Origin of the sequence: Spiroplasma endosymbiont of Danaus chrysippus (assembly GCF_902809815.1) — a bacterium.
Lineage (GTDB): Bacteria > Bacillota_I > Bacilli_A > Mycoplasmatales > VBWQ01 > Spiroplasma_E.
The window spans coordinates 224,984-250,108 of sequence record NZ_CADDIL010000003.1 but is presented as its reverse complement, the minus strand read 5'-3'; the positions used below and the strand labels follow the sequence as shown (position 1 = coordinate 250,108).

The following is a 25,125-nucleotide window of genomic DNA, read 5'->3' as shown; positions in this document are numbered from 1 at the left end:
TAATCTGTGTTTCTTTGTTTTACAAAGTACTAGTTCAGATTAATTCTGTCTTCAAATTTTATCATAAAATGAGCAATTGCTGTATTTCAATTTTGAATAGGCAATGTTCATTTTTTTGTGATATTTTCAATTGCTAAGTAAAAAATTTTAAAAACTGCCATATCATTAGGAAAAACTTTTTTATTTCTAATAACTTTTCGTAATTGGCTATTAACAGATTCAATAGCATTTGTAGTATAAATTACCCTTTTAATTTCTGCTGGATAACTAATAAAAACCATTAAATTTTCTCAATTTTTATATCAAGATTTAGCAATTTGTGGATATTGTTTATTTCATTTACTTTCAAATGATTCTAAAGCTTGCATTGCTTGTTCTTCACTACATGCTGTATAAATTGGCTTTAAATCGATAACTAGAGACTTTCGATGTTTGTATGAAACATATTTTAAGCTATTTCTAATTTGATGAACTATGCATAATTGATGTTCAGTTTTAGGATAAACTGATTGTATTGCCTCTGACATGCCTGTTAAATTATCACTACAAGCAATAAGAATATCATTTAAGCCTCGATTTTTCATTTCTGTAAAATTATTTAATCAGAATTTAGCACCTTCATTTTCACTAATTCATAAACCTAAAACATCTTTTTTACCTTCTAAATCAACTCCTAAAGCTATATAAACTGATTTGTTAATAATACGTTTATCCTGACGTACTTTAACTACGATACAATCAAAATAAATGATTGGATAAACACTATCTAATGGACGATTTTGCCATGCTTTGACATCATCAATGACATCATCAGTAATTTGACTAATTACGCTTTCGCTAATATCTGCGCCATGATATAACTCTTGCAACTGCATTCTAATATCTGATAAAGTCATACCTTTTGCATATAGTGAAAGAACTTGTTGATCAAAACCATCAAATCTTCTCTGTCTTTTTGTGATTATTACTGGTTCAAAATTACTATTGCGATCTCTTGGTACATCAATTTCAATTTTACCTTGTTGAGTTATTAATTTTTTTGATGTTGTACCATTACGAACATTGTCATTATTACTGCGTTGATTTCTTTCGTGTCCTAAATAATTTTGCATCTCAGAATTCAACATTTTTTCTACCAATCGTTTAGTTAATTCTTTATATAAGCCTCCCTCTTTAAAAACTGTTGTTAAATCCTCAGTATTTTCTAATAATAAATCTACTGCTTTTGATATTGGATCATTGTTATTAAGATTATCTTTTTTAGCCATCTGTAACTCACTCTTTCTAGATATATAAATTATATTTACTAGAATTAATTAAACATAGTTATTTTTGTAAGTCACACAGATTACTAAACATTCCCAAATTAAATTTTAAAAAATTATATTTTCACATTTTAAAATTTTTATATGTATAATTTAATTGTTAAAAACTTAATAAAAATATTTTTATTTAAATAGATAAAATAAAAAGAAAAGCCTTTCTAATTCGTTGAAGTTAGAGTAGTTTTTTCTTTTTTTGTTTTTAACACATATTTATTAATGAAAGGAAATATTTATAATGAAATATTTTAATCCAAGTTATTGATTTAAAATGTGAGTATTATCTGCACCATTATTTAATGATAAAACACAAGGTATTAATGCTAAGTCAATTGATAATCAAAATATTAAAGATTGAGCTAACAACAATACCAGTTTAGAATCAATAGAAAATCAAGAATTAACTTTATTAAATAACCAAACAAATTTAATACAATTACAAAATGACCAAAATATTCAATCAGTAAAAAATTTAGAAACTGACCATTTTTATGAAAATTTCTTAAAAACACAAGGTTGAAGTAGAGACCCACAAATTGCTCAACAACAACTTCAAGAAATACAAGAAGAACATCATCAATTTTTAAAAGCACAGCATGAAAAAATTAGAAACAAAAGAGGTTTAAATCATGGAAATGAGATTGAATATAATTTTTGAAAAAATAATCTTTATTGCTCATTTAAACCTAACTGATGAGAAGAAATAATTAAATTAAAATCAGATAATAATAGGAAAAATTTTGCAGAAAAATTTAAAAATAAATGTTTTAATGGTGTTTGAATGGATTCAAGAATCGATTATTATGACATTATTAACTTAGGAGAAACTATATATGATAATTTTTGACGTATTGCTGATAAATTTATTAATAGTTCTAAAAAAGAACGTATATTGATTATTGTCTTAATGAAAGCTACTGGATGAGAAATTTGAAACGATGATGTAAGTATTAGAACATCTGATACTCATTATTATTCAAATGTATATCTTGATAATTTACAAAGAGATTTTCCTATTTGAGATTCAACTAATACGATTAATTTAGGGTTAATTAATAATAATATTAAAAATGCAATTAAACAAAAATATCCAAATTTAGATATTAATGATGTTGAAATTGTAAACAAGGAAAGTTATTCTCACTTTTGTCAATGTTTTTCAACAAAAATAAAAGTTAAAGAAAGTAGCGAAAAATACTCTCATGGTATTTTAAAACCTAAATTTACTTATATAACTCAAACTAAACTTAATGAAATATCAAATTATATAGCAAATGATGAAAAAGTTAAACAATGAATAGCACATATAAATGATTACAATAAAAATTTACCTACAAAAATCAATCATTTAAAAACTTATACTGATAGTCAAAAATGAACTGCAAAAAATAGAGAAAAAGAAATAATTAAAGGTTATATTAGAGATTGAAGTTATGTTAGTACTTTAATAGAACATGATTGAAAATTAGATGAATTAAATAAAAATGTACAAGGATTAAAATCAAGTTTTGATTTAATAAAACAACAAGTTAATGAAGTAGATAAAAGAGTTGCAAATTTAGAAAATACATCAAATGTAAATTGTGTAAATGTTGCAACTGTTATTGCTGGTGTTAGTTCTGTTATACCCGTAATTGGAACTGTTGCTGCTGCCGTTGCAACTGTTACTGCTGGTGTTTGTGCTATTTCCGGAGTATAAATATATTTAATTTAATAATATAAAAAAAGTTACCTTAATTGGTAACTTTTTAATTAGGTGCCAACCTAAATCATATACAGTGAAATTATATACTTATCTTTTTTTTATAACTACTTGATAAGTATTTTTATATTATACATTAATATTTAAGATTGTGGGGAAATATTATTTTGTTTAGGTTTTATTTTAGTTTTTGTAACTTTTAAAATTATTCAACCTATAAAAAAAGCAATAGAAACAACAAATCACAATGATAACATTTTAATTAAAAACATTCTTCCACTACTAAAATATTTAGTCACATCATCAGTAATAATACTTACATTATCATAAAATTTATCTCAATAGATTAATGTTCCTAAATAATAAATTGATATAATTAAATAAATAAAACTAATAACTATTAATCATGTTTTTTTTCGAGGCTTTTTAGTAATCTGTGTTTCTTTGTTTTACAAAGTACTAGTTCAGATTAATTCTGTCTTCAAATTTTATCATAAAATGAGCAATTGCTGTATTTCAATTTTGAATAGGCAATGTTCATTTTTTTGTGATATTTTCAATTGCTAAGTAAAAAATTTTAAAAACTGCCATATCATTAGGAAAAACTTTTTTATTTCTAATAACTTTTCGTAATTGGCTATTAACAGATTCAATAGCATTTGTAGTATAAATTACCCTTTTAATTTCTGCTGGATAACTAATAAAAACCATTAAATTTTCTCAATTTTTATATCAAGATTTAGCAATTTGTGGATATTGTTTATTTCATTTACTTTCAAATGATTCTAAAGCTTGCATTGCTTGTTCTTCACTACATGCTGTATAAATTGGCTTTAAATCGATAACTAGAGACTTTCGATGTTTGTATGAAACATATTTTAAGCTATTTCTAATTTGATGAACTATGCATAATTGATGTTCAGTTTTAGGATAAACTGATTGTATTGCCTCTGACATGCCTGTTAAATTATCACTACAAGCAATAAGAATATCATTTAAGCCTCGATTTTTCATTTCTGTAAAATTATTTAATCAGAATTTAGCACCTTCATTTTCACTAATTCATAAACCTAAAACATCTTTTTTACCTTCTAAATCAACTCCTAAAGCTATATAAACTGATTTGTTAATAATACGTTTATCCTGACGTACTTTAACTACGATACAATCAAAATAAATGATTGGATAAACACTATCTAATGGACGATTTTGCCATGCTTTGACATCATCAATGACATCATCAGTAATTTGACTAATTACGCTTTCGCTAATATCTGCGCCATCATATAACTCTTGCAACTGCATTCTAATATCTGATAAAGTCATACCTTTTGCATATAGTGAAAGAACTTGTTGATCAAAACCATCAAATCTTCTCTGTCTTTTTGTGATTATTACTGGTTCAAAATTACTATTACGATCTCTTGGTACATCAATTTCAATTTTACCTTGTTGAGTTATTAATTTTTTTGATGTTGTACCATTACGAACATTGTCATTATTACTGCGTTGATTTCTTTCGTGTCCTAAATAATTTTGCATCTCAGAATTCAACATTTTTTCTACCAATCGTTTAGTTAATTCTTTATATAAGCCTCCCTCTTTAAAAACTGTTGTTAAATCCTCAGTATTTTCTAATAATAAATCTACTGCTTTTGATATTGGATCATTGTTATTAAGATTATCTTTTTTAGCCATCTGTAACTCACTCTTTCTAGATATATAAATTATATTTACTAGAATTAATTAAACATAGTTATTTTTGTAAGTCACACAGATTACTAAACATTCCCTTTTTTTCTTTAAATTTTATTTTTTTTAAAATATTTTTCATATAATAGTACTCCATAAAAACATTTATCATAAACATAATTATTTTAACATATAAAATAATTTTTATCTTGAATTTAAAATTATTTTATAAATATTAGTTTTAATATTACTGATATATCTTTTTCCATGTGTATATATTAAATTGTTTTTTCAATCATTTATACATTCAATTTTACCTAAATTAGCTTGTAAATAAAAATTTCATTTTAGATGTTTATTATCAACAATACTCATCGCAATACATGAATTTGTTTCATAATTTTTATTTACTGTTCTTCCCAAACTTCCAAAATGTACTGATAGATTAAATTCATAACCAGTTAAATTATATGGCATTGAATTATTATTACTATAAGTATAAATATATGCTAATCCATTTTCATCATTATTATCATTTGGATGTAAAAATTCTTGTTTATATTCATTAATTGTTGGATTATTATTACTTAATATTAAATCTTTTAAATCAATAGTTTTACTTATATTTTCACTTTTTGCCGGTCTAAAGGTTTCGTTTGTAGAATATACTACTAATTTATTATCATGAGAATTTTTTATTTCTTCCTTTGTGTCAATAACATAATCGTAATAAATAGTTATTGATTTATAATATCTTTTTAAATCATTAAAAGTATTAATTAATAAAGTTGGGTCTAATAATGATTTTAAATCAACTTCATAATTACCTAATTTATTTGAATTATTATTAAGTCAAACATTAAAATTAGGTTTATATGATACCGAACTTGTATCAATTAATGATACATCATTTGTTGTCATTTCAATTTTTAAATCTGGAATAATAACTATTGATTTTGCTATATTTTGTGGACTTGGTGGTAATATTTTTGCTGGATATGAAAATGTAGTTTCTTCACTTTCTTCATATTCATCATGATTTAATTTATACAAAGTTGTTCAATTAAAAGCATTACCAGTTAAATAAGCCATATTATTATATCTAAACTGAGCAACTGATATTTCATTATAATCACCTTGATAAGTAAAAGGATTATCACTATAAAATGTATGTCTTTCTTCACCTTGATGTAATGATTGAGTTACAATTGTATCAATAATATAAGCATAATTTGAACCATCAATAACTCCATTTGCTGTTGGATTTCATTGACATTCAGTATCTTCATTAGTTAATGGTGAAGCAATATCTAAAAATTCAGTATCTTCTGCTAAAATATAAACTTTATTATTTTTCTTTTGTGATAAATCAACTGTACTTATTTGTTCTTTTACTTCTAACTTTTTACCAGTAGTAGGGTCTCATGGATAAACATTTACTCTATCACTTAATTTCATAGTCATAGCAGTTGTACTAACATGTGAACCTAACATTTTACCTAATGCAAATTCACTTGAATTACTAAATATATTTAAAGGTATAAATCAATTTGTATCATTATTACCAATAATACTTGATAAATTTGAAGCAAAAAATGCTGACATAAAACCATTAAAAAATGGCATATTTTTATATTGTTGAGAATTTTGAGTAATAATAAATCCTACTGGAATACCTAATGTTAAAGCATTTAATAATTTACCTACTAATGGAATTGAACTTAAAGCAAATGGTAATCATTGTACACTATCATAAGGCATTTGAATTAATGAACTAAATACTACACTATTAAAATTTAATATAGCAGACATATATTTTTGACTTATTTTTTTATAATCAACAGTTGGTGAACCAATAACTAATCCAGTATCTGGGTCTTTATATTTAAAATTACTTGACATATCAACATTATATTCACCTTGTAAATTATTTATATTTCATTCACTATCTCAAAAGAATTTTGCTTTACCAATAGCATCACCATTACTTTTAATTGCTAATTCTTTATTACATGTTAATATTCCTTGAAAATCTTTTTGTGCTAACATATCAAATTTTCTTGCTTCTAAAAATTTTTGTCATGTATCATAATGAGTAAATCCAGTTGGTTTTGCGTCCATAATATTATAAAATGTAGTTTCTGGATGACTACTTGTAGTTATTTTATCATTTATTCCAGCAAGTAAACCACCATTATTTTTAACTTCAGTTGTAGATTTTTCATTATTACCAGCAATAAATAATCTTCTTGAAGCAAATACTTTACTTTCAAATATTTCTTCATTATTTTGTTGAATAGGTTCTTGACCTTGAATTATTGGTCTTCCATAATAATAACAACTTGATAATAATTCTAATCCATAACTTTGTCTATGAGAATATCTTACACCTATATCTTTCATTAAAATACGATTTAAAGTTACTTTTCCTTGTTGAATAGTAGGAAAAGCATAACCACTACCCGGGCTTGCATATTGTACAAAATCAAGTGTATTTTGACCACTTGCAACTACTCTATCATTTAAACTACTAAAAGTTAATACTTGCATACTAAATGCACCATTATAAGGACTATAATAATTTGTTACATTTGAAATATATAATAATTGTCTATCTTGATTTTTACCACTATTACCACCAATATTTTCATTTTCATCATTAAATACACAAAAAAATTGTAAATAATCATCAATTGTAATATGTTCTTCAAACATAACTAAAGTATATTGTCTTTTAGTTTGTACTGTTTTAAATATTTGATTATTTGGTAAATTACTAAAATCAACACCACTTGTATCATCAATTAAATAAGCATTTCAATAATCACCAATTTTATATTGTTTTGTATAAAATTCATCTTGTTCTTTTATTTTATTTGTTATTTCATCAATTTTACCTTTATTTTTTTGATATATTTTTGTACTATTTTTTCAAATACATACAACTGGAGTAGTACCAGTTAATATTAATTCATATTGACCAAAATCACTTATTTTACTATTAATTGGTTTATAACCAGTTTCAGTTAAAGGAATTGCTCCATTATTAATAATAGGAAATATTTTTCAATAACTACATCTCTTTATTAATTGTTGAGTTTGCTTTAATGCTAGATGTGCTTGTTTCATTAATTGAATTTTTACTGCGTTGTTCATTATCATTTGTATTATCTCCTAAATGTTTATTTAAAAATTTATTTTCATTAATAATATGTTCTAATTTTTGTTTTGCCATTAATGTATCAATATTTTCATATAAACTAATTGCTTCAACTATTGACATTGTTCCATTATTTAATCTACTATTAATTAATTCATCTTGTACTAATTGGTCAACCATAGCAATTGGTATAAATTCAAAACTATAAGGTCTTTCACCAATACCATTTCAATATACTTTTCCATTTTCATCTTTAGAAAAAGTTACTAACATATCAAACATTCTATATAAATAAGTTGTATAATGTGTTATTTTAACTTCTGTTGTTTGCATATCAAATTTATTATTCATTAATGTTTTAGTTTTATTTTCATAATTAATACCATTAAATTCATCATAATCATAACCAGCACCATTAAATATTTGTTTTGCTGTACCATTATAATCAAGTCAATATTCACCAAATTTTGGATTACCTTGTACAATATCAACTCCACCATTACCACCTTTTACATAATTTGCAGTAGTAATATTTAAAAATGCATCTTTAATAATTGATTGAAAATCATCACTTAAATTTAAAGCTTTAAATTTTTCATTATCAATAATTCCATAAAATCTAGTTAAATTTAATATTCTTTCTTTTCTTTTTTGTTTAATAATATGTTGTAAATCTCATATTAAATTTCATACTGGTGCACAATCTGGATATGCATTCATTTGTGTACTATTACCATAAAAATGAATTTGTGGTAAATTTGTAATTTCAACAATTGGTAAATAACCAAATGGATTTTTTAATTCATATTTTTCTTTTAATTGACTTTCTGGTTTAATTTTTGATTTTGTACTACCTAATAAAATTTCTCTATTACCATTAAATATTTCAACTTTTACTTTTGAATTTTCTATTGTTACTCATGTTAAACTACCATTATCACTTTGTTCATTCATAAAAAATAATTCTGCTGATTGTTCTTGTTCATTAAATTTAGCAACACGTGACATAAAACTTGGACTTGGTAAAGTTAAACTTAATTCACCATTTTTAAAGGGAATGTTTAGTAATCTGTGTGACTTACAAAAATAACTATGTTTAATTAATTCTAGTAAATATAATTTATATATCTAGAAAGAGTGAGTTACAGATGGCTAAAAAAGATAATCTTAATAACAATGATCCAATATCAAAAGCAGTAGATTTATTATTAGAAAATACTGAGGATTTAACAACAGTTTTTAAAGAGGGAGGCTTATATAAAGAATTAACTAAACGATTGGTAGAAAAAATGTTGAATTCTGAGATGCAAAATTATTTAGGACACGAAAGAAATCAACGCAGTAATAATGACAATGTTCGTAATGGTACAACATCAAAAAAATTAATAACTCAACAAGGTAAAATTGAAATTGATGTACCAAGAGATCGCAATAGTAATTTTGAACCAGTAATAATCACAAAAAGACAGAGAAGATTTGATGGTTTTGATCAACAAGTTCTTTCACTATATGCAAAAGGTATGACTTTATCAGATATTAGAATGCAGTTGCAAGAGTTATATGATGGCGCAGATATTAGCGAAAGCGTAATTAGTCAAATTACTGATGATGTCATTGATGATGTCAAAGCATGGCAAAATCGTCCATTAGATAGTGTTTATCCAATCATTTATTTTGATTGTATCGTAGTTAAAGTACGTCAGGATAAACGTATTATTAACAAATCAGTTTATATAGCTTTAGGAGTTGATTTAGAAGGTAAAAAAGATGTTTTAGGTTTATGAATTAGTGAAAATGAAGGTGCTAAATTCTGATTAAATAATTTTACAGAAATGAAAAATCGAGGCTTAAATGATATTCTTATTGCTTGTAGTGATAATTTAACAGGCATGTCAGAGGCAATACAATCAGTTTATCCTAAAACTGAACATCAATTATGCATAGTTCATCAAATTAGAAATAGCTTAAAATATGTTTCATACAAACATCGAAAGTCTCTAGTTATCGATTTAAAGCCAATTTATACAGCATGTAGTGAAGAACAAGCAATGCAAGCTTTAGAATCATTTGAAAGTAAATGAAATAAACAATATCCACAAATTGCTAAATCTTGATATAAAAATTGAGAAAATTTAATGGTTTTTATTAGTTATCCAGCAGAAATTAAAAGGGTAATTTATACTACAAATGCTATTGAATCTGTTAATAGCCAATTACGAAAAGTTATTAGAAATAAAAAAGTTTTTCCTAATGATATGGCAGTTTTTAAAATTTTTTACTTAGCAATTGAAAATATCACAAAAAAATGAACATTGCCTATTCAAAATTGAAATACAGCAATTGCTCATTTTATGATAAAATTTGAAGACAGAATTAATCTGAACTAGTACTTTGTAAAACAAAGAAACACAGATTACTAAAAAGCCTCATAATTTTTCATTTCATTTATCTTTATCTTTTAATTTATTTAAAAAATTTAATAAATCTTTATTTTCACTTTTAAATAATAAACCTTTACCTAATCATAACATTGTACTTTTATTTGCAATAATTCTAGGTATATCTAATTCTCAAGTATCTTCATGTATACTAAAATATTCTGTTGGATTATAATTCATATTATCACTCCTTATTATTAATAAAACTATATTGTTTACCAAATTCAAATTTAGTTTTATTAATTAATAATTCATTATTTATTTGTTCAATTAATCATTTCATATCATTCATTAATGCATAACAATCACTATCTCAAGTATCATCATATAAATCTAACATTTTAGGTTCATTATTTGAATTTTCTATTTTAGATTTAGATAATCATTGAATTAAACTATACTGTCTTTTAGTTTCTGGACAATTATTTCAATCATAACTTAATATATTTTTAATTAATCCAGTAGTAGTAAAATCAATTCTATCTTTTAAATACATTACTGATTTATCTACTGGTTCAAAATTTAATCAATTCATATTTCTTTTATTTTTTTCTACATTTAAAATATCAATAAATGCTTGACCACCATTACCATAATCAACATAACAAGTAAAACCTTTAAACATAGCAAAATATTTTTGTGCTTCAATTAAATAATAATCAATAATACTATTTGCTAATTCATAAGTATTTTTAAAATGCATTGCTGGTTGACCATTAATATTAGCATTACTATGATAAAATTCACTTACTTTATGTGCTCTTCTTCCATTATGATTTTCACCAATAAATCATAATGAAGTAGCAGTTGGATGACCACTACTACTTGTTGCCATACCTATATCTAAACCACCAGTTATTTTAGAAACTTGAAAATCTAATTTAGTTGATACTTTATCTAAATATCTTGCAAATATAGCACCTTGTAAAACACTAGGTACACCATAATATCAACTTTGTGCTTTTATAGGGTCTAATTCTTTTAATTCTTCTAAATCATTAATTTTATCTTGTTTTAAATTATGTTCATTTAATTTTCAATTTGAATAATGAAATAATTTAAACATTTGATTTTCTTCTATTGATTTTATTTGTTCATTATTAAATTTCATAATTTCTAAATTAAAAGGTACACGTTTATTCATATAAGTAATAAAATATTGATAAATATTATCTGGATTACAACTTCTAATTTTAATAGTTTTTTTAGCATTACCTAATGCAAAAGTAATTGCTTGAAATTCTGCTTGACTAAATTCATTTGCTTCTTCACATCATTCAATTGCTAAATCAAAATTTTTTATTTCACTACGAGAAAGACCTTTAAGTGGTATTCTATCATTTGAATTACTATATACACCCCCATAACTCTAATAAATGATTTTGAACCTTTAAATCTAAAATCTGCTTGTTTATTTGGATATTTTAAAGTAAAATCTTTATAATCAAAACCAATATTAATTAATGCTTCATCAATTTCTTTTGTTAATTCATTAATATCTTTATTTAATTTTCTAAAACAATATATAGCAATTGATTTATTAACTTTAATTGAAATTGCTATTAATATTGCTAATTCTTCTGCAATACTATATGTTTTACTTGAATATCTACTTCCACTTAAATTATATTCACTATGAGTAAAATCACTTTTATTTAATAATCAATAACTAATTTCATGTAAATAAGTAAATTCTTTATTCATAATCTTATTCCTGTAATTCTTCTAATTTTAAAAGTTGACCATATCTTGTAGGGTCACTAACAATAGCAATGGTATCATTTTGCATTTGTAAAGAAATTATTATTCTCTCATTAACTTTATCTCAATATAATGTTTGAACATCAGTATTCAATTCACCGTATAAAAATTCTTTAGACATAAAAGCAAATTTCTTATTACTTGATTGACTTTCAAAATTATAATAAATTTTATATTTAGTATTTGATTTAAAAGTATATTTAATATGATTTATATTAACTTTTGTTCCTACTTCTTTTCATTGGAGAATAGTTGGAGTTGGTTGTATTTTATTATCAACATATCTTTTATTTACAGCATCTTGTGGTTGTGTAGGGTCTGCTATATCAACAATTCTAGTATTATTTGAAGTAATAATTCTTTTTTCTTTAGGTTGAATAATATTTGGACTATTAGGGTCTACTTCTCATAATGATTCACTACTACCACCAGTAGCACTAATAGTATTAGTTTTTTTATCAATAGTAATATTTTCACCAGCAATTAACTTATCTTGTTTTTTATCTAATAAATTATCAACATATACTTTAGTTGTAGCATCACTTAAAAATGTAGGTGTACCAACATCAATAATTCTTTTATTATTAGCAATAATACCTTTATCATCTTTTAATTTAACAAAATTAATATTATCTTTATCAACTTCTCATAATGAATTATCAATATTTGTTTTAATACCACTAGTATCAATATCAACTACTGAACCCATAATATTTTTTGGATGAGTAATAGTAATTTTAGTTCTAGTGTCTGATGATTTTAAATTAAGAGTTTGTAAATAAATTTCTCATGGATTTTGTTCACCACCATTACCCATAAATTTTTTAAATCAATTTTGTTTAGATGAAACATCAAGATTAAAACCTTGCATAGTTGGATATTCATTTATTTCTTTTAAATAATTAAATACTTGTGGAACAATATAATAAGGGTCTTCTGGATTATTTTGTGAATAAGTAATACCACCTTGACCAATACTTGCTTGACCACGTGCATATTCAACACCTTTACCTAATAAAAAATTAACATAATGAGTAGTTGCAGTTTGAATATTATCTGTAAATTTTGTTGGATTTATTTCTGGTCATTTTTTTGAAATAGTAAAACCACTTAAAAAATCAATATTACTACTTGCAATTTCAATTGCGTATCTAATTTCACTATCTGGTGTTGTAACTTCATCAAATAATGAGTTATTAAAACCTTTTCAATTTTTAAATTCTTCAATTGTTATAAACATTAATGGGTCTTTAATAGCCATAATAATTTACTCCTTAATGTAAAATAAAGGGTATTTAAACCCTTTAAATTCCAACTTTAGTTGCTTTTTTCTTATCTTTTTCTGATAATTCTTTACGTTTTGCTCTTTGACTAATAATAGTGTTTTTAAATACTTCATCTTTTTCATCATCATTATTAAAACTATCAAGTAATTTTGCAGTAGAAGTAGTTTCTAATTGTAATTGAGAATTTATTTGTTTAATATTTTCAATAATAAATTGAATTTCTTTATCTCTTTTTAATTCTTTTGATATTTTATTTTGTTTTGATTTTTTAATAAATTTTGATAAGAAAAGTAAAACAATAGTAACTATAATTCCAGTAGTTATTGCTCCACTTAATACTGCTGTTATTAATTCTTTTGATAAATTCATTTTTTATTCCTCCAATTGTATTTTATTTGAATGTTGTTTACATAAATGACATTCTTTTTTATGTTTTTTAATTTCTTTATATTGATATATTAAATATGGACTTGTAATAATAATTGGAATTGTTATTAAAGCATATTTAATTAATTTTCCATAATTACCTAATTTAGTTACTAAATTTAATCCAATATGACCAAACATAGGAAATAAAGTTAATATTAAATGGTCAGGTCAAGTAAAATTATATTGATTAGTATAATTACCTATTCCCATTTCTATTGGTATTTTCGCTATTAATCATGGTGTTATTGTAAAAAATAATGTTATTAACATACCTATAATATGACTTGTTATTTTTAAAATATTTAATATTAAAATTTTTATTTTATCAATATGAGTACTATTTTTATTAAATCAAATCTTATTTAATCTTTTATATTCTTTATTATCTTTACTTAATGGATTAATAGTATTTCATATACCAATTGGTTTAATTGGTTTATCTAATTCAATAATAATTACCACCTACTTTCATGTTTTATAAAAATTAGAATTTCTTTTAATTTTTATATATTTTCTTGTATGTAAAGAATTTTTTAATAATTGTTTTCTTTCATATCTTCATTGTGTACTTCCTATTTCATTTTTAGATAAAGTTTTATATTCTTTTAATTTAAAAAAACCTTTTTCTAATCTATTAATAAAATGCATAGTTTTTTGTACATTAATATTATTTGGATAAATTACACTAGTATCTTGTGAACCATAATATTTACCTTTTTTTGCTAACTCACTTTTAACATATTTTCTTAATTGACTTGGTAATCATTTTCTATTTCAAAATTTTCAAAATATTGTTCCAGCACCAGAACCATTTTTACCTTTTGCTTGTGTCATTAATATTCATATTTCTTGTGGAAATGTTGGATAAGTATATGGACCATATCATATTTGTCTTTTATCATTATCACTTTGAAATAATGTTGTTAAAGTTCCAATTTTTAAATTTTTATTATCAACTGTAAATCTTCCTTTTTTAAATCATGAACTTGATAATACTTCTCATGCATTATCTGGTATTTCTTCTTCATTTTCTTTAAATAAATTATCAAATTTATTTACATAATTTTTAACAGTTCTAATTTCTGTTGACATAATAGAATTTTTAAAACTATTTATTGGATTTTTAAATTTATTAATTTCATTTTGTAATATAGATAATTCACTTGGTTTTAATATACTTGTTAATTTTTTAAGTATATTTGGATTAAAAACACTATATGGTTGATGTATTTCTTTTTCACTAATATTTTCACTATCAAATACTGCTTTTAATGATTGATTTTTATAATAAGTTTTTAAAGCATTTATTAATGCTAATTTAATATCATTACTTACTAAAGCATTGTATATTCATTCAATAATTAAAGGATTCATTATAAACTCATGTGATTATAATCTCAAGTTAATGAAGCATTATCATGATTTAATGGTACTTCGCTCATATTATCACTACCATAATATTGACTTGCAGTTTCACTATTAATAGTAAATCTATTATCATTAATTAATCTTGCAGTTTCATTATTAAATGGTGTTTCTTGCATTTCTTGGTTATGATGTGTTGTTTCTATTGGTAAAAGATTATGTATAATTTCACTTGCACCAGCAACTATTGTTGGTACTGCATAAGCATTCATAAAATCATTATTAATACCCATAGCAACACCACTACTAATCAAACAACCACCAGTAGCCATATTTGCTATTTTTCTAATAGTTTCAAATTTACTTGGTATTAATTCAGTTAATCCACTAATAAGATTTGAAATACCATAAGCATTTAAAGAAAAATATGTATCTCAATCCATTAAATGATTATCAGTCCTATTATTACTAAATAATAAATCATCTGGAAATGGATTAATTGGTGTTGTAGTAGTTATTGGATTTTCTGTTGGATTAGGATTAATATCATTATTAGTAAATTTTGCATAATTAACTAAACCAATTGTTCCTAAACCCAATAATATTTTTTTACTACTATTAATTAATTTAGTTTTAGTATTTGGTCTTTGATTTAAATTTCAAATATCTAAACCTAATTTTTTACCAAATAATAAACTATTAATTGAACCTAATACTGGATTTGCAATTACTTGACCATAATAAGCACTTGTACCTATCATTGCACTTAAAGGACTAATTGAAGAACGAATTATCTTTAATAAAGTATAATTATTTAATTGTATATCTTCAGAAATTGGCATTTTTATTAACTCCTTCTACATTAGTTTGTTTTTCTATTTTAATTATTACTTTACCTTCACAATGTATATTATCTCCAACACATATTGCATAACTATCATGTACATCACTTACTATAAAATAATCATTTCTTAATTTAGGATATTCATCTAATAAAATTGCTCTAATATCATTAGTTGTAATTAAATCTTCTGGTTTTGGTGAATAAATAGTAATACGTGCTTTTTCATTAAAATATTTATAAATATATTCCATAATTATTTTTTAGAAAATTTTAATTCTATTTCTTCAATATAATCTTTATCATTACCAGTCATAGTAGCACTTGTTTTTGTAATATTACTAAATATTGCTTTACCTTTTTCATAACCACGATTACCAGCATTTATTATTGCAGTTTCTAATTCATTATTAGTTGGTGTATCACCAGCCATAGTTATTTTTCCTAAATTTTTAAAATAAATTAAATCATTTAAACTAATTCTAAAATCATCAAAATCAGCAATTTTAAATGTTACTGGTGATTTTTCTCTTTCTGCTGAAGTTAATTTAATTCAATTAGTTCAACAACGTTTTTGTGCTTCTTTAATTTCATCAGCTGTTGGCATTTTTTCCATAATAATAAATGATAATCAACCACGAATTGCTGTTGTTATACCATAAAGTGCTTTACCTAATGTTTTTTGATTTAATGTATTATTATCAATTAAATTAACAATTTTTTGAAAACTATTAGGTTGTGCAAATGCATTTCTATGTACAAAAACTCCTAATACTTTTTTTAAATCAAATGTTTTTTCTAAATGTAAACCAGTTTTAGTATCTTTAACCATATCTTTATTTAAAAACATATGTTTATATAAAAACATACCAAATACTGATTGTTTATATAATTGACCACTTGCTACAGTATCTGCTGCAATTTGACCATAATTTAATCTTAAATATGCTTTTGTTAATTGTAACATTGGAGTAAATCCTAATGCACCAATAAAATCACTTACATTTGTACCAATTTCAGTTTCAGTTATATTTCCTAATAATTCATTCATTTTATCACCAATTTGATAAAATGCTGATTTTGCTGTATCTTCTGTCATTTCTAACATATTAATAGGAATTACTTGTGATTTAGCAATACAATAATCTTTAATACCTTGTAAAAAAATACATTCTTGTATAAATAAATAATTTCTTAATGCACTTTCTGCTCATATTGATAACATATTTGCTTTTAATGGAATTGGACTTGACATAAATCTATTCATATCAAAATCTTCAGTTCTTCAATCAATAACTAATATTTGATCTAAAATAACACTAGTTGTTCTTAATGTTGTTCATTGTTTATTTGTACCACTCATAACATCATATTTTGAACCTCAACGTAAACGTTCAGCAATACGATAATATGCTTCTACTGCTCCAGGTATTTCACTTATTTGTTCTGCAACTGCACTTGCTTTTAAAAACATCATACTTTCATCATTATAAAGTATACCTTTTACTTGTGCTTCCATAGCAGTTAACATTGTTTTATTTCCATTATTACCACCAGTAATTAAACCAGTTGGAACTTGTGGAATAGCCATAATATCTCTCCTTTTGAGAAATATTTAATTATTTACTAAATAAAAATTCTAAAAATTTAATCATTTCTTGTTTAGTTTTTGCACCAACAACTTCTGTATTTTTTAATAATTCTTCATTTTTAGATGTAATATTATTATCTAATTCAAAAAGTGTTTTTGGATTAAAAAACTCTTGTTTAGATTCTTCATTTTTAATAATTTCTTGTTTTTTTATTTCTTTATTATGTAAATTATTATTAAATATTTCTGCATAATCTTCTTTTATTTTATTTAAAGCAGAATGTTTATCAAGTTCTTTATATTCAGTATTAATTAATGATTTAACTATTTTTAATTGTTTATCATTAAAACCATTAAATAATTCTTTTTCTTGATATTCATTAACTTTATTTTCATATTCTTTTAATTTATTTTGATATTCATTTATTTTTGGTTCTAATTCAGTTTTAGTATTTTTATAAACAAAATTTCGGTGTTGTTCTAATAAATTTTCTAATTCTTCATTAGTATATTTTTTATTTTTATCTCAGTTAAAGTTTTCCATATTTAACTCCTAAACTCACAGAATGACTACTGTTTCCTTAATATTAATTATATCATTTTTATCCTTTAAAATAAAGAAAAAAACCTATAATAAATATAGGTTTTTAATCATCATTTTCTATTTTTCTAGGTTCACAAATATTAATAATGATATTACTTTTTATACTATTATCATCTTCATTAATATCAAATTCATTTGGATGAGATTTTAATCAATGTGTATAAATTAATTCTGGTTTTACTAATGCTTTTTCTAACATATGAGTTGAAACAATACTACGTGCTTTATCATAACTTTTTAAAAAATTACGTTGTCATGGATTGCTTCTGCGTCGGCAATCAAATATAAATTTTCTATCAATTCCAAGTGCATTATTTAATCCTTGTGGTGTTAATGTTTTATTTTTAGTTCTTAAATAATTACTAATCGTAACATCATAATTTCCTAATTCTTTTCTTTTTGCTGGCATATTATATCACATATATTCAATATTTATATACTAATTATATCATTTTAACTAAATCATTTTCCAACACTCACCAGTTAATTATTGTTATACTCAAAATCATGTATTTGGAAAGGAATTAATATTATGCCTTGAATTAATGATAAATATGATTATGATACTTTTGATATTCAACATGCAAATCAAAAATTAGAAGATTATAATAAAGATTTATTAGATTATGATTATTATTGATATAAAAATAAATATGATAAAACTAAATTTAAATTAATACAAAGAAGACAAAAATTATTAATTAATCCTTTTGGAAAATCTTATCTTCCATTACGAATATATAAAAATTTAGAAACTAATGAAAATATATGTCCAGTTAAACAAGCAATAGGAATTAAAAAATATAAAAATTGTACTAATAATTTAACATTATTTATAATTAAACAAATACATAAAGGTAAAAGACAATGTGATATTAAAGATATGTTACCATATTGTGGTATTTCAAAACAAACTTATAGTAATATAATAAAAAATACAAAAATAGAAATTCAATTACCAATAAATAAATATGAAGTTAAAAATTATTTACATATTGATATGGATGATTGTTTTGAATATTTAGCAAATGAACAAGGAATAATAGAAAAATATTGTATTAGAATTTTTAATTGTTATACTTATAAAATTAATATTTATAAAAATAGAAATCAATTACAAAATAAAATATGAGCATATATGATATTTAAACCAAGTGATAATATAACTCAAGATAAAGTATATGATTTTATATATACAACTGCTATTAATCATTATGATATTAACATTAATCATTTAACTGATGTATTTTGAGAAAATAATAATATTATTATTGGTGGAGATGGTGCATTATGAATTAGAGCAATGGCAAAATGATTTGGTGGAAAATATGTATTAGATTGTTTTCATGGTATTAGTTATTTATGAAAAGCATTTATAAATGTAAAAGGAAAGAAAAAATCTGATACAAATTGACCTAATTATTTTGATACATCATTTAATTTTAAAAGTGGTAATTATCATGAACTAATTAATATTTTAAAACCTAATGTTGATAAAAAAACATTTAATTACTTTGCTAATAATGAACAAGGAATTATTAATCAAGGTAAAGATTGAAATATTGGTTGTCATGCTGAAAGTACTGTTTCACATTTAGTTAAATCTTTAAAAGGTTATGGTGCAAAATCATATAATTATAAAACATTTGTAAATATGTTAAATACAAGAATTGCGCATATAAATAATCAAAATATTGTTATTTGTTAATAATATAAAATTAAATAATTCTAAACCTAAATAGTTAGGAATTTTTAAATTATTTTAATAAAAATAAAACACTAAAATACTTTATTTGTTAAATATAATATGATATAATTATATCAACAATTAAAGATATTTTTCTCTCAAAAAAATATACTTTATACGCATTTTTTAAACGACCAACTATTTTCACTTCTAGAAGATTTTATTGCTAAACTTCCATGTCTTTTTTTTATAGAACCATCGGTTTGAGCAAAAATATTTTCTGGATTATTTTCCATTATTGGCTGAAATGTTGTTGATTTTCTTTTATCATTATCACGCATTTTATACACCTTCTTAGTAAAATAAAACCCATTTACTTACAAACAAAGCAATGGGTTAAAAACTATATTTAGTTTTACACTTATCTTTTACCAAATTTTAGAAATTTTTACAATATTTTTTATTTTCATATTATATAAATAATTTAAATATTATTAAATTTTCAGGTATATAATAATTATTTAAAATAAAAGAGTTACCAATAATGGTAACTCCTATTCACTGTTAGGTGCCAACCGCAATGAATATTTACTTACCCTTAACTAAGTAAGTATTTTTATTATACTACTAAAATAAAGTTTTTTTAGTTTTATTTACTAAAAAAATTAAAACCTTTTTAATTTTATATATTTTTGATATTTATAATTAACTACTAATATACATCTGTATTCTTATTGGTATTCAATTATTTATTTTTTTCTAATTAAAAATATTATTTAAAACAACATTCTGATTACATAAAATTTTCTTAAATAATTGATAAAAAAGTATATTTTTTAATTTTTAACCTTAATAATAATATTGAAAATCTTTTAAAAGATTTTCACAACTAAAAAGTTTTTCAAAATAATGTTCGTTATTATTAACTTCAGTTTTAACTTTTTCAAAAAATCATTTTTTTGATTTATGTTTTTGTGAAAAATAACAATTTAGTTTATTGCTACTTGCTACTTGCTACTTAGCCCTTTTTACTAGACCATTAATTTAAAAAAACTTGAATGTATTCGAAAAACAATTGTGTTATACAATTAACACTAATTTTGACATGAAAGGATTTTTAATAATGGATAAAATTAAACAAATAGCATTAGTAATTAACAAGTTAAATATCAAACAAAAAATTCAAATTATTGATGATAGCAAAAACCAATATTCAATTAGATATCTTTGCCAACATCTTCAACTAAACCGATCAACATATTATTTTGTAAAAAACAAACAAAACCCTATTAAAAAAGAAAAAAATCAAATTAGTAATTGTACACATAAATATCAAGAATTATGCCAACTTTTACTTGAATTTCATTTTACAAGAAAAGGACAAATTTATGGCTATTTACGAATTTTTTCAGCATTTAAAGAATGATTAAAACAATACAAACATATTATTTTAAATCTAGAATTATCAACAAAACAAATGCGAAAAATTATGAAAGATCACAATCTTCAAGGATTAAAACAAACTAAAAATAACTATCCTAAAAACAAAAAAAATCCAAATAAGTGAATACCTACAATGGATAAAGTAAACAAAGATTATAAAAGTACAACCTCTTCAAATCAAATTTGATCAATGGACACTAAACAAATAAATACTAAAGAAGGTTGATTATATCTTTTTGTAATTATTGATTTTTATTCAAATAATATTGTAAGCTATAATACATGTTCAAACAAATCCTATCAAGATTTAATCCTTCCTGCACTTGAAAAAATAAATCAACAATTCTCTTGAAACCAAGTAAAAAACGTTATTTTACACTCAGATAACGCCAACGAATTTTATTGTCAAGACATCACAAATTGAGCTGCTGATAAGCAAATAATTTTAAGCAAAAAACAACCTTATGATATTGGTGGCAATGTAATATCTGAAAACTGATTTTCTCATTTATCTCAAGAATGACTACCTAAAGGTTCAAATCAATATTTTTCTCTCAATGAAGCTATAAATGATGTAAACCAATATATTATGTTTTATAATTACGAAAGAATACATTCTAAATTTCTAAAACCACCAATTTCACAAATAAAAATTTAAAACTGTCTATCCAAAAGTGGTCCAGTATTTAGGGCTAACCACCAATTAATTCTGATAATTCATCCTTTGCTTTTTGTTCTCTTAAATAATGTTAAAAATTTTTAACATTATTCATTAACCTCTTTTTTAAAATTTTAAAAATATTTTTTATAAACTTTAATAAGTTTATACTTTATTATAAAATAATACTCACTAAAAGTAATATTTTTAACTTTTAAGTTTTATAAAATCTTATTATTAAAATAAAGTAAATATTATACAAATTTCAAGTAATTACTAGTATAATGATTTAAGAATAAAAAAGAATAATTAGTACAAATAAAACTTGTTATTTTAAAGGAGAATAATATACATGAATAAAAACTATAAAGATACATTATTAATGCCTCAAACTAACTTTGAAATGCGTGCTAATTTAACTATAAAAGAACCACAACTACAAAAATATTGACAAGACCAAAAAATATATCAACAACTAATTAACAAAAATAAAAAATCTACGAAAACTTTTATTCTTCATGATGGACCTCCATATGCTAATGGTGATCTACATTTAGGACACGCATTAAATAAAATTTTAAAAGATATTATTGTTCGCTATTATAATAGTAGCAATTATTATGCACCCTATATTGCAGGTTGAGATACGCATGGTTTACCTATTGAAACAGCAGTTACTAACTCGGGAATTAATCGTAAAACAATAGCAGTATCAGATTTTAGAAAACAATGTCAAAAATATGCAGAACTGCAAGTTGCTAATCAAATTAATCAATTTAAAACATTAGGATTATTAACAGATTTTGAAGATCATTATGTTACTTATGATAAAAAATATGAATCTGAACAAATTAAAGTTTTTGCTAAAATGGTAGAAAAAAAACTAGTATATCGTAATTTATATCCTGTATATTGATCACCATCAAGTGAAAGTGCCTTAGCTGAAGCTGAAGTTGAATATTTAACAAAAACTAGTGCTGCTATTTATGTTGCCTTTTTACTAAATGATGAAAAAAAAATATTTAACTTACCTACCTCACTAATAATTTGAACAACAACACCATGAACCATTCCTAGCAATCAAATGTTAGCAGTAAATGAAGAATTTACATATAGTATTATTAAAACTAATGAACAACAATATATTATTGCACAACCATTGATTGATTCTTTTACTAAAGCAAACAACATCACCGATTTTATAATTGTTAAAACAATTTCTGGTAAAGATTTAATTGGATTAACAGCATTACATCCATTATATCAAAGAAAAACTCCAATCGTTCATGGTTCTCATGTTACTATAAATGATGGAACTGGAATTGTTCATACTGCTCCAGCGTTTGGTGAAGAAGATTTTGATTTAGGATTAAAACATAATATCAAAATTCTTTGTCCAATTAATGATCAAGGTCAATTTACAGCAGAAATCAATGATGAACAATTAGTCAATAAATTTTATGATGATACTAATAAAATTATTGTTGAGCACTTAAAAAATAATGGTACATTAATTGGTATGAAATGATTTAAACATCAATATCCACATGATTGACGAACTAAAAAACCCGTTATTTATCGTGCTACTTTACAATGATTTATCGCTATTGAAAAAATCAAACCATTACTTACTAAAAATATTAATAAAGTAAATTTTGTTCCTGAATGAGCAAAAAAAAGAATGTTATTAATGACAAATAATCGCTATGATTGATGCATTTCTCGTCAACGTGCTTGAGGATTACCAATTCCAATTTTTTACACCGAAAAAAAAGAACCAATCATGGATATAAACCTTATTAATCATGTTGGTGATTTATTTGCTAAACATGGTTCAAATATTTGATTTGAAAAAGAAGCAAAAGATTTATTACCACCTAAATATCAACATAAAGATAGTCCAAATGGTATTTTTTATAAAGAACAAGATATCATGGATGTTTGATATGATAGTGGCGTTTCCCACTTAGCAGTTATTAAAAATAATAATTTACCTTGACCAGCAGATTTATATTTGGAGGGTAATGATCAATTTCGTGGTTGATTTAATTCAAGTTTAACAACAGGAACTATTACTAATAATAGTAGTCCCTATAAAAACTTGCTGGCACATGGTTTTGTAACTGACGCTAAAGGCAATAAAATGTCAAAATCAATTGGTAATGTTATTAGTGTTAAATCAATTTGTGATACTAATGGTGCTGATATTTTACGATTATGAGTAGCCAGTGTTGATTTTACTGATGATACAAGAATTGGTACTGAAATTTTAAAACAAGTTAGTGAAAACTATCGTAAAATCAGAAATATTTTTCGTTTCTTACTAGGTAATTTATTTGATTTAGATATCAAAACTATTGAAAATAAAACAGAAAAAGAAATTATTAATAGTTTATCAGAAGTTGATCAATATATTTTAAATAAATTAAACGGATTAGTGACTAAAATTAATGAAAATTATCAAACTTACCAATTTAATACTATCTATCATTTAATTTTAAATTTTGTTACTAATGATTTGTCTGCTTTTTATTGTGATTTTACTAAAGATATTTTATATGTTAATAGCAAAAATGACATTAGAAGAAAACAAGTACAAATGACAATGTTTTTAATAGTAAAAACTTTAATTGGTTTATTAGCCCCTATTTTACCACACACTACTGAAGAAGCATTCCAAAGTTTAACTAAAAAAGATTTAAACACAAGCAGTGATTCTATTCATTTAAAAAAATTTCCACAACCATGAAATTTAAACAAACCAACAAAACTAATGGAAAAATGAGAATATTTTATTAACTTTAAAAATGAAGTTAATAAAGTTATTGAACAAGCTAAAAAAGACAAAATTGTTAAAACAGCCTTAGAAACAATAGTGACTATTATTTTTAAAGATAATCATAATATCTTATCAACAATTGATGAAAAAGAATTAGCACAATTATTAATTGTTAGTGAAGTTAATATTAATTATAATAATAGCAACGTTAATGACTGAACTATTAATGTTAAAACAAAAGAGGGTACTAAATGTCCTCGCTGTTGATTAATTGTTAATGAAACAAAAGAAGATGTTTGTAATCGTTGTTTTGAAGTGTTATCCTTAATAATGTAAATAACTAATATTAGTTTAGAAAGAAGTAATT

At 23.3% G+C, this 25,125-nt stretch carries 21 protein-coding genes; 5 read left to right on the top strand and 16 right to left on the bottom strand.

Annotated elements, in window-relative coordinates; all coding sequences use genetic code 4:
* Positions 1–29: 29 nt before the first annotated feature.
* Positions 30–1,268, bottom strand: coding sequence for an IS256 family transposase (locus tag SPIRDC1_RS04990; protein ID WP_174480344.1), 1,239 nt, complete (start codon positions 1,266–1,268; stop codon positions 30–32).
* 292 nt (positions 1,269–1,560) lie between these two features.
* Between SPIRDC1_RS04990 and SPIRDC1_RS04985 the strand changes: the two genes are divergently transcribed.
* Entirely contained in the window at positions 1,561–3,021 is a 1,461-nt protein-coding gene (locus SPIRDC1_RS04985) for a hypothetical protein (RefSeq protein ID WP_174480821.1), read from the top strand.
* 462 nt (positions 3,022–3,483) lie between these two features.
* Here the strand turns inward: SPIRDC1_RS04985 and SPIRDC1_RS04980 are convergent, their stop codons facing one another.
* The 3 genes from SPIRDC1_RS04980 to SPIRDC1_RS04970 all read right to left on the bottom strand — a co-directional run bounded on the left by SPIRDC1_RS04980 (position 3,484) and on the right by SPIRDC1_RS04970 (position 8,884).
* The gene (locus tag SPIRDC1_RS04980) at positions 3,484–4,722 is read right to left on the bottom strand and encodes an IS256 family transposase (RefSeq protein WP_174479940.1); all 1,239 of its coding nucleotides are present in this window, start codon (positions 4,720–4,722) and stop codon (positions 3,484–3,486) included.
* A 198-nt stretch (positions 4,723–4,920) separates the two neighbouring features.
* Positions 4,921–7,878, bottom strand: coding sequence for a hypothetical protein (locus SPIRDC1_RS04975; RefSeq protein ID WP_174480820.1), 2,958 nt, complete (start codon positions 7,876–7,878; stop codon positions 4,921–4,923).
* Positions 7,790–8,884 (bottom strand): hypothetical protein, encoded by a 1,095-nt coding sequence (locus SPIRDC1_RS04970; RefSeq protein ID WP_174480819.1) that lies wholly within the window; start codon positions 8,882–8,884, stop codon positions 7,790–7,792. The genes SPIRDC1_RS04975 and SPIRDC1_RS04970 overlap by 89 nt, the downstream gene beginning before the upstream one ends.
* A gap of 140 nt (positions 8,885–9,024) precedes the next feature.
* Here SPIRDC1_RS04970 and SPIRDC1_RS04965 point away from each other — a divergent pair, with 140 nt between their 5' ends.
* The gene (locus tag SPIRDC1_RS04965; protein WP_174479940.1) at positions 9,025–10,263 is read left to right on the top strand and encodes an IS256 family transposase; all 1,239 of its coding nucleotides are present in this window, start codon (positions 9,025–9,027) and stop codon (positions 10,261–10,263) included.
* Positions 10,264–10,495: 232 nt separating this feature from the next.
* On the opposite strand, the gene SPIRDC1_RS04960 is transcribed toward SPIRDC1_RS04965, so the two are convergent.
* From SPIRDC1_RS04960 to SPIRDC1_RS04910, 11 genes are all read right to left on the bottom strand, one after another.
* Entirely contained in the window at positions 10,496–11,458 is a 963-nt protein-coding gene (locus tag SPIRDC1_RS04960) for a hypothetical protein (RefSeq protein WP_174480818.1), read from the bottom strand.
* A 155-nt stretch (positions 11,459–11,613) separates the two neighbouring features.
* Complete coding sequence (locus tag SPIRDC1_RS04955) at positions 11,614–12,018, bottom strand: hypothetical protein (RefSeq protein ID WP_174480817.1); 405 nt, start codon at positions 12,016–12,018, stop codon at positions 11,614–11,616.
* A gap of 4 nt (positions 12,019–12,022) precedes the next feature.
* A complete protein-coding gene (locus tag SPIRDC1_RS04950) occupies positions 12,023–13,336 on the bottom strand; it encodes a hypothetical protein (RefSeq protein ID WP_174480816.1) in 1,314 nt (437 codons plus the stop codon).
* A 43-nt stretch (positions 13,337–13,379) separates the two neighbouring features.
* Positions 13,380–13,730: a hypothetical protein gene (locus SPIRDC1_RS04945; RefSeq protein WP_174480815.1), complete on the bottom strand. Its 351-nt coding sequence runs from the start codon at positions 13,728–13,730 to the stop codon at positions 13,380–13,382.
* A gap of 3 nt (positions 13,731–13,733) precedes the next feature.
* Positions 13,734–14,252, bottom strand: a complete 519-nt coding sequence (locus SPIRDC1_RS04940; RefSeq protein WP_174480814.1) for a hypothetical protein — start codon at positions 14,250–14,252, stop codon at positions 13,734–13,736.
* Positions 14,253–15,164, bottom strand: coding sequence for a hypothetical protein (locus SPIRDC1_RS04935; protein WP_174480813.1), 912 nt, complete (start codon positions 15,162–15,164; stop codon positions 14,253–14,255). It abuts the gene before it with no gap.
* Positions 15,164–15,997 (bottom strand): hypothetical protein, encoded by an 834-nt coding sequence (locus SPIRDC1_RS04930; protein ID WP_174480812.1) that lies wholly within the window; start codon positions 15,995–15,997, stop codon positions 15,164–15,166. The genes SPIRDC1_RS04935 and SPIRDC1_RS04930 overlap by 1 nt, the downstream gene beginning before the upstream one ends.
* Positions 15,966–16,250 (bottom strand): hypothetical protein, encoded by a 285-nt coding sequence (locus SPIRDC1_RS04925; RefSeq protein WP_174480811.1) that lies wholly within the window; start codon positions 16,248–16,250, stop codon positions 15,966–15,968. Before SPIRDC1_RS04925 ends, SPIRDC1_RS04930 begins: the two co-directional genes overlap by 32 nt.
* Before the next feature lie 2 nt (positions 16,251–16,252).
* Positions 16,253–17,587 carry a hypothetical protein gene (locus tag SPIRDC1_RS04920; protein ID WP_174480810.1) on the bottom strand — a complete coding sequence of 445 codons (1,335 nt, stop codon included), beginning with the start codon at positions 17,585–17,587 and terminating at the stop codon, positions 16,253–16,255.
* 28 nt (positions 17,588–17,615) lie between these two features.
* Complete coding sequence (locus SPIRDC1_RS04915) at positions 17,616–18,131, bottom strand: hypothetical protein (RefSeq protein ID WP_174480809.1); 516 nt, start codon at positions 18,129–18,131, stop codon at positions 17,616–17,618.
* Between the two features lie 103 nt (positions 18,132–18,234).
* Positions 18,235–18,600 (bottom strand): hypothetical protein, encoded by a 366-nt coding sequence (locus SPIRDC1_RS04910; protein ID WP_174480808.1) that lies wholly within the window; start codon positions 18,598–18,600, stop codon positions 18,235–18,237.
* Between the two features lie 123 nt (positions 18,601–18,723).
* Here SPIRDC1_RS04910 and SPIRDC1_RS04905 point away from each other — a divergent pair, with 123 nt between their 5' ends.
* Positions 18,724–19,899, top strand: a complete 1,176-nt coding sequence (locus SPIRDC1_RS04905) for an Mbov_0401 family ICE element transposase-like protein (RefSeq protein WP_174480807.1) — start codon at positions 18,724–18,726, stop codon at positions 19,897–19,899.
* Between the two features lie 152 nt (positions 19,900–20,051).
* Here SPIRDC1_RS04905 and SPIRDC1_RS04900 read toward each other — a convergent pair whose 3' ends face one another.
* Positions 20,052–20,219 (bottom strand): hypothetical protein, encoded by a 168-nt coding sequence (locus SPIRDC1_RS04900; RefSeq protein WP_174480806.1) that lies wholly within the window; start codon positions 20,217–20,219, stop codon positions 20,052–20,054.
* A gap of 764 nt (positions 20,220–20,983) precedes the next feature.
* On the opposite strand from SPIRDC1_RS04900, the gene SPIRDC1_RS04895 reads away from it, so the two are divergent.
* Together SPIRDC1_RS04895 and ileS are read left to right on the top strand one after the other, a co-directional pair.
* A complete protein-coding gene (locus SPIRDC1_RS04895) occupies positions 20,984–21,979 on the top strand; it encodes an IS3 family transposase (protein WP_174479968.1) in 996 nt (331 codons plus the stop codon).
* Positions 21,980–22,331: 352 nt separating this feature from the next.
* Positions 22,332–25,094, top strand: coding sequence for an isoleucine--tRNA ligase (ileS, locus tag SPIRDC1_RS04890; protein WP_174480805.1), 2,763 nt, complete (start codon positions 22,332–22,334; stop codon positions 25,092–25,094).
* Positions 25,095–25,125: the final 31 nt, after the last annotated feature.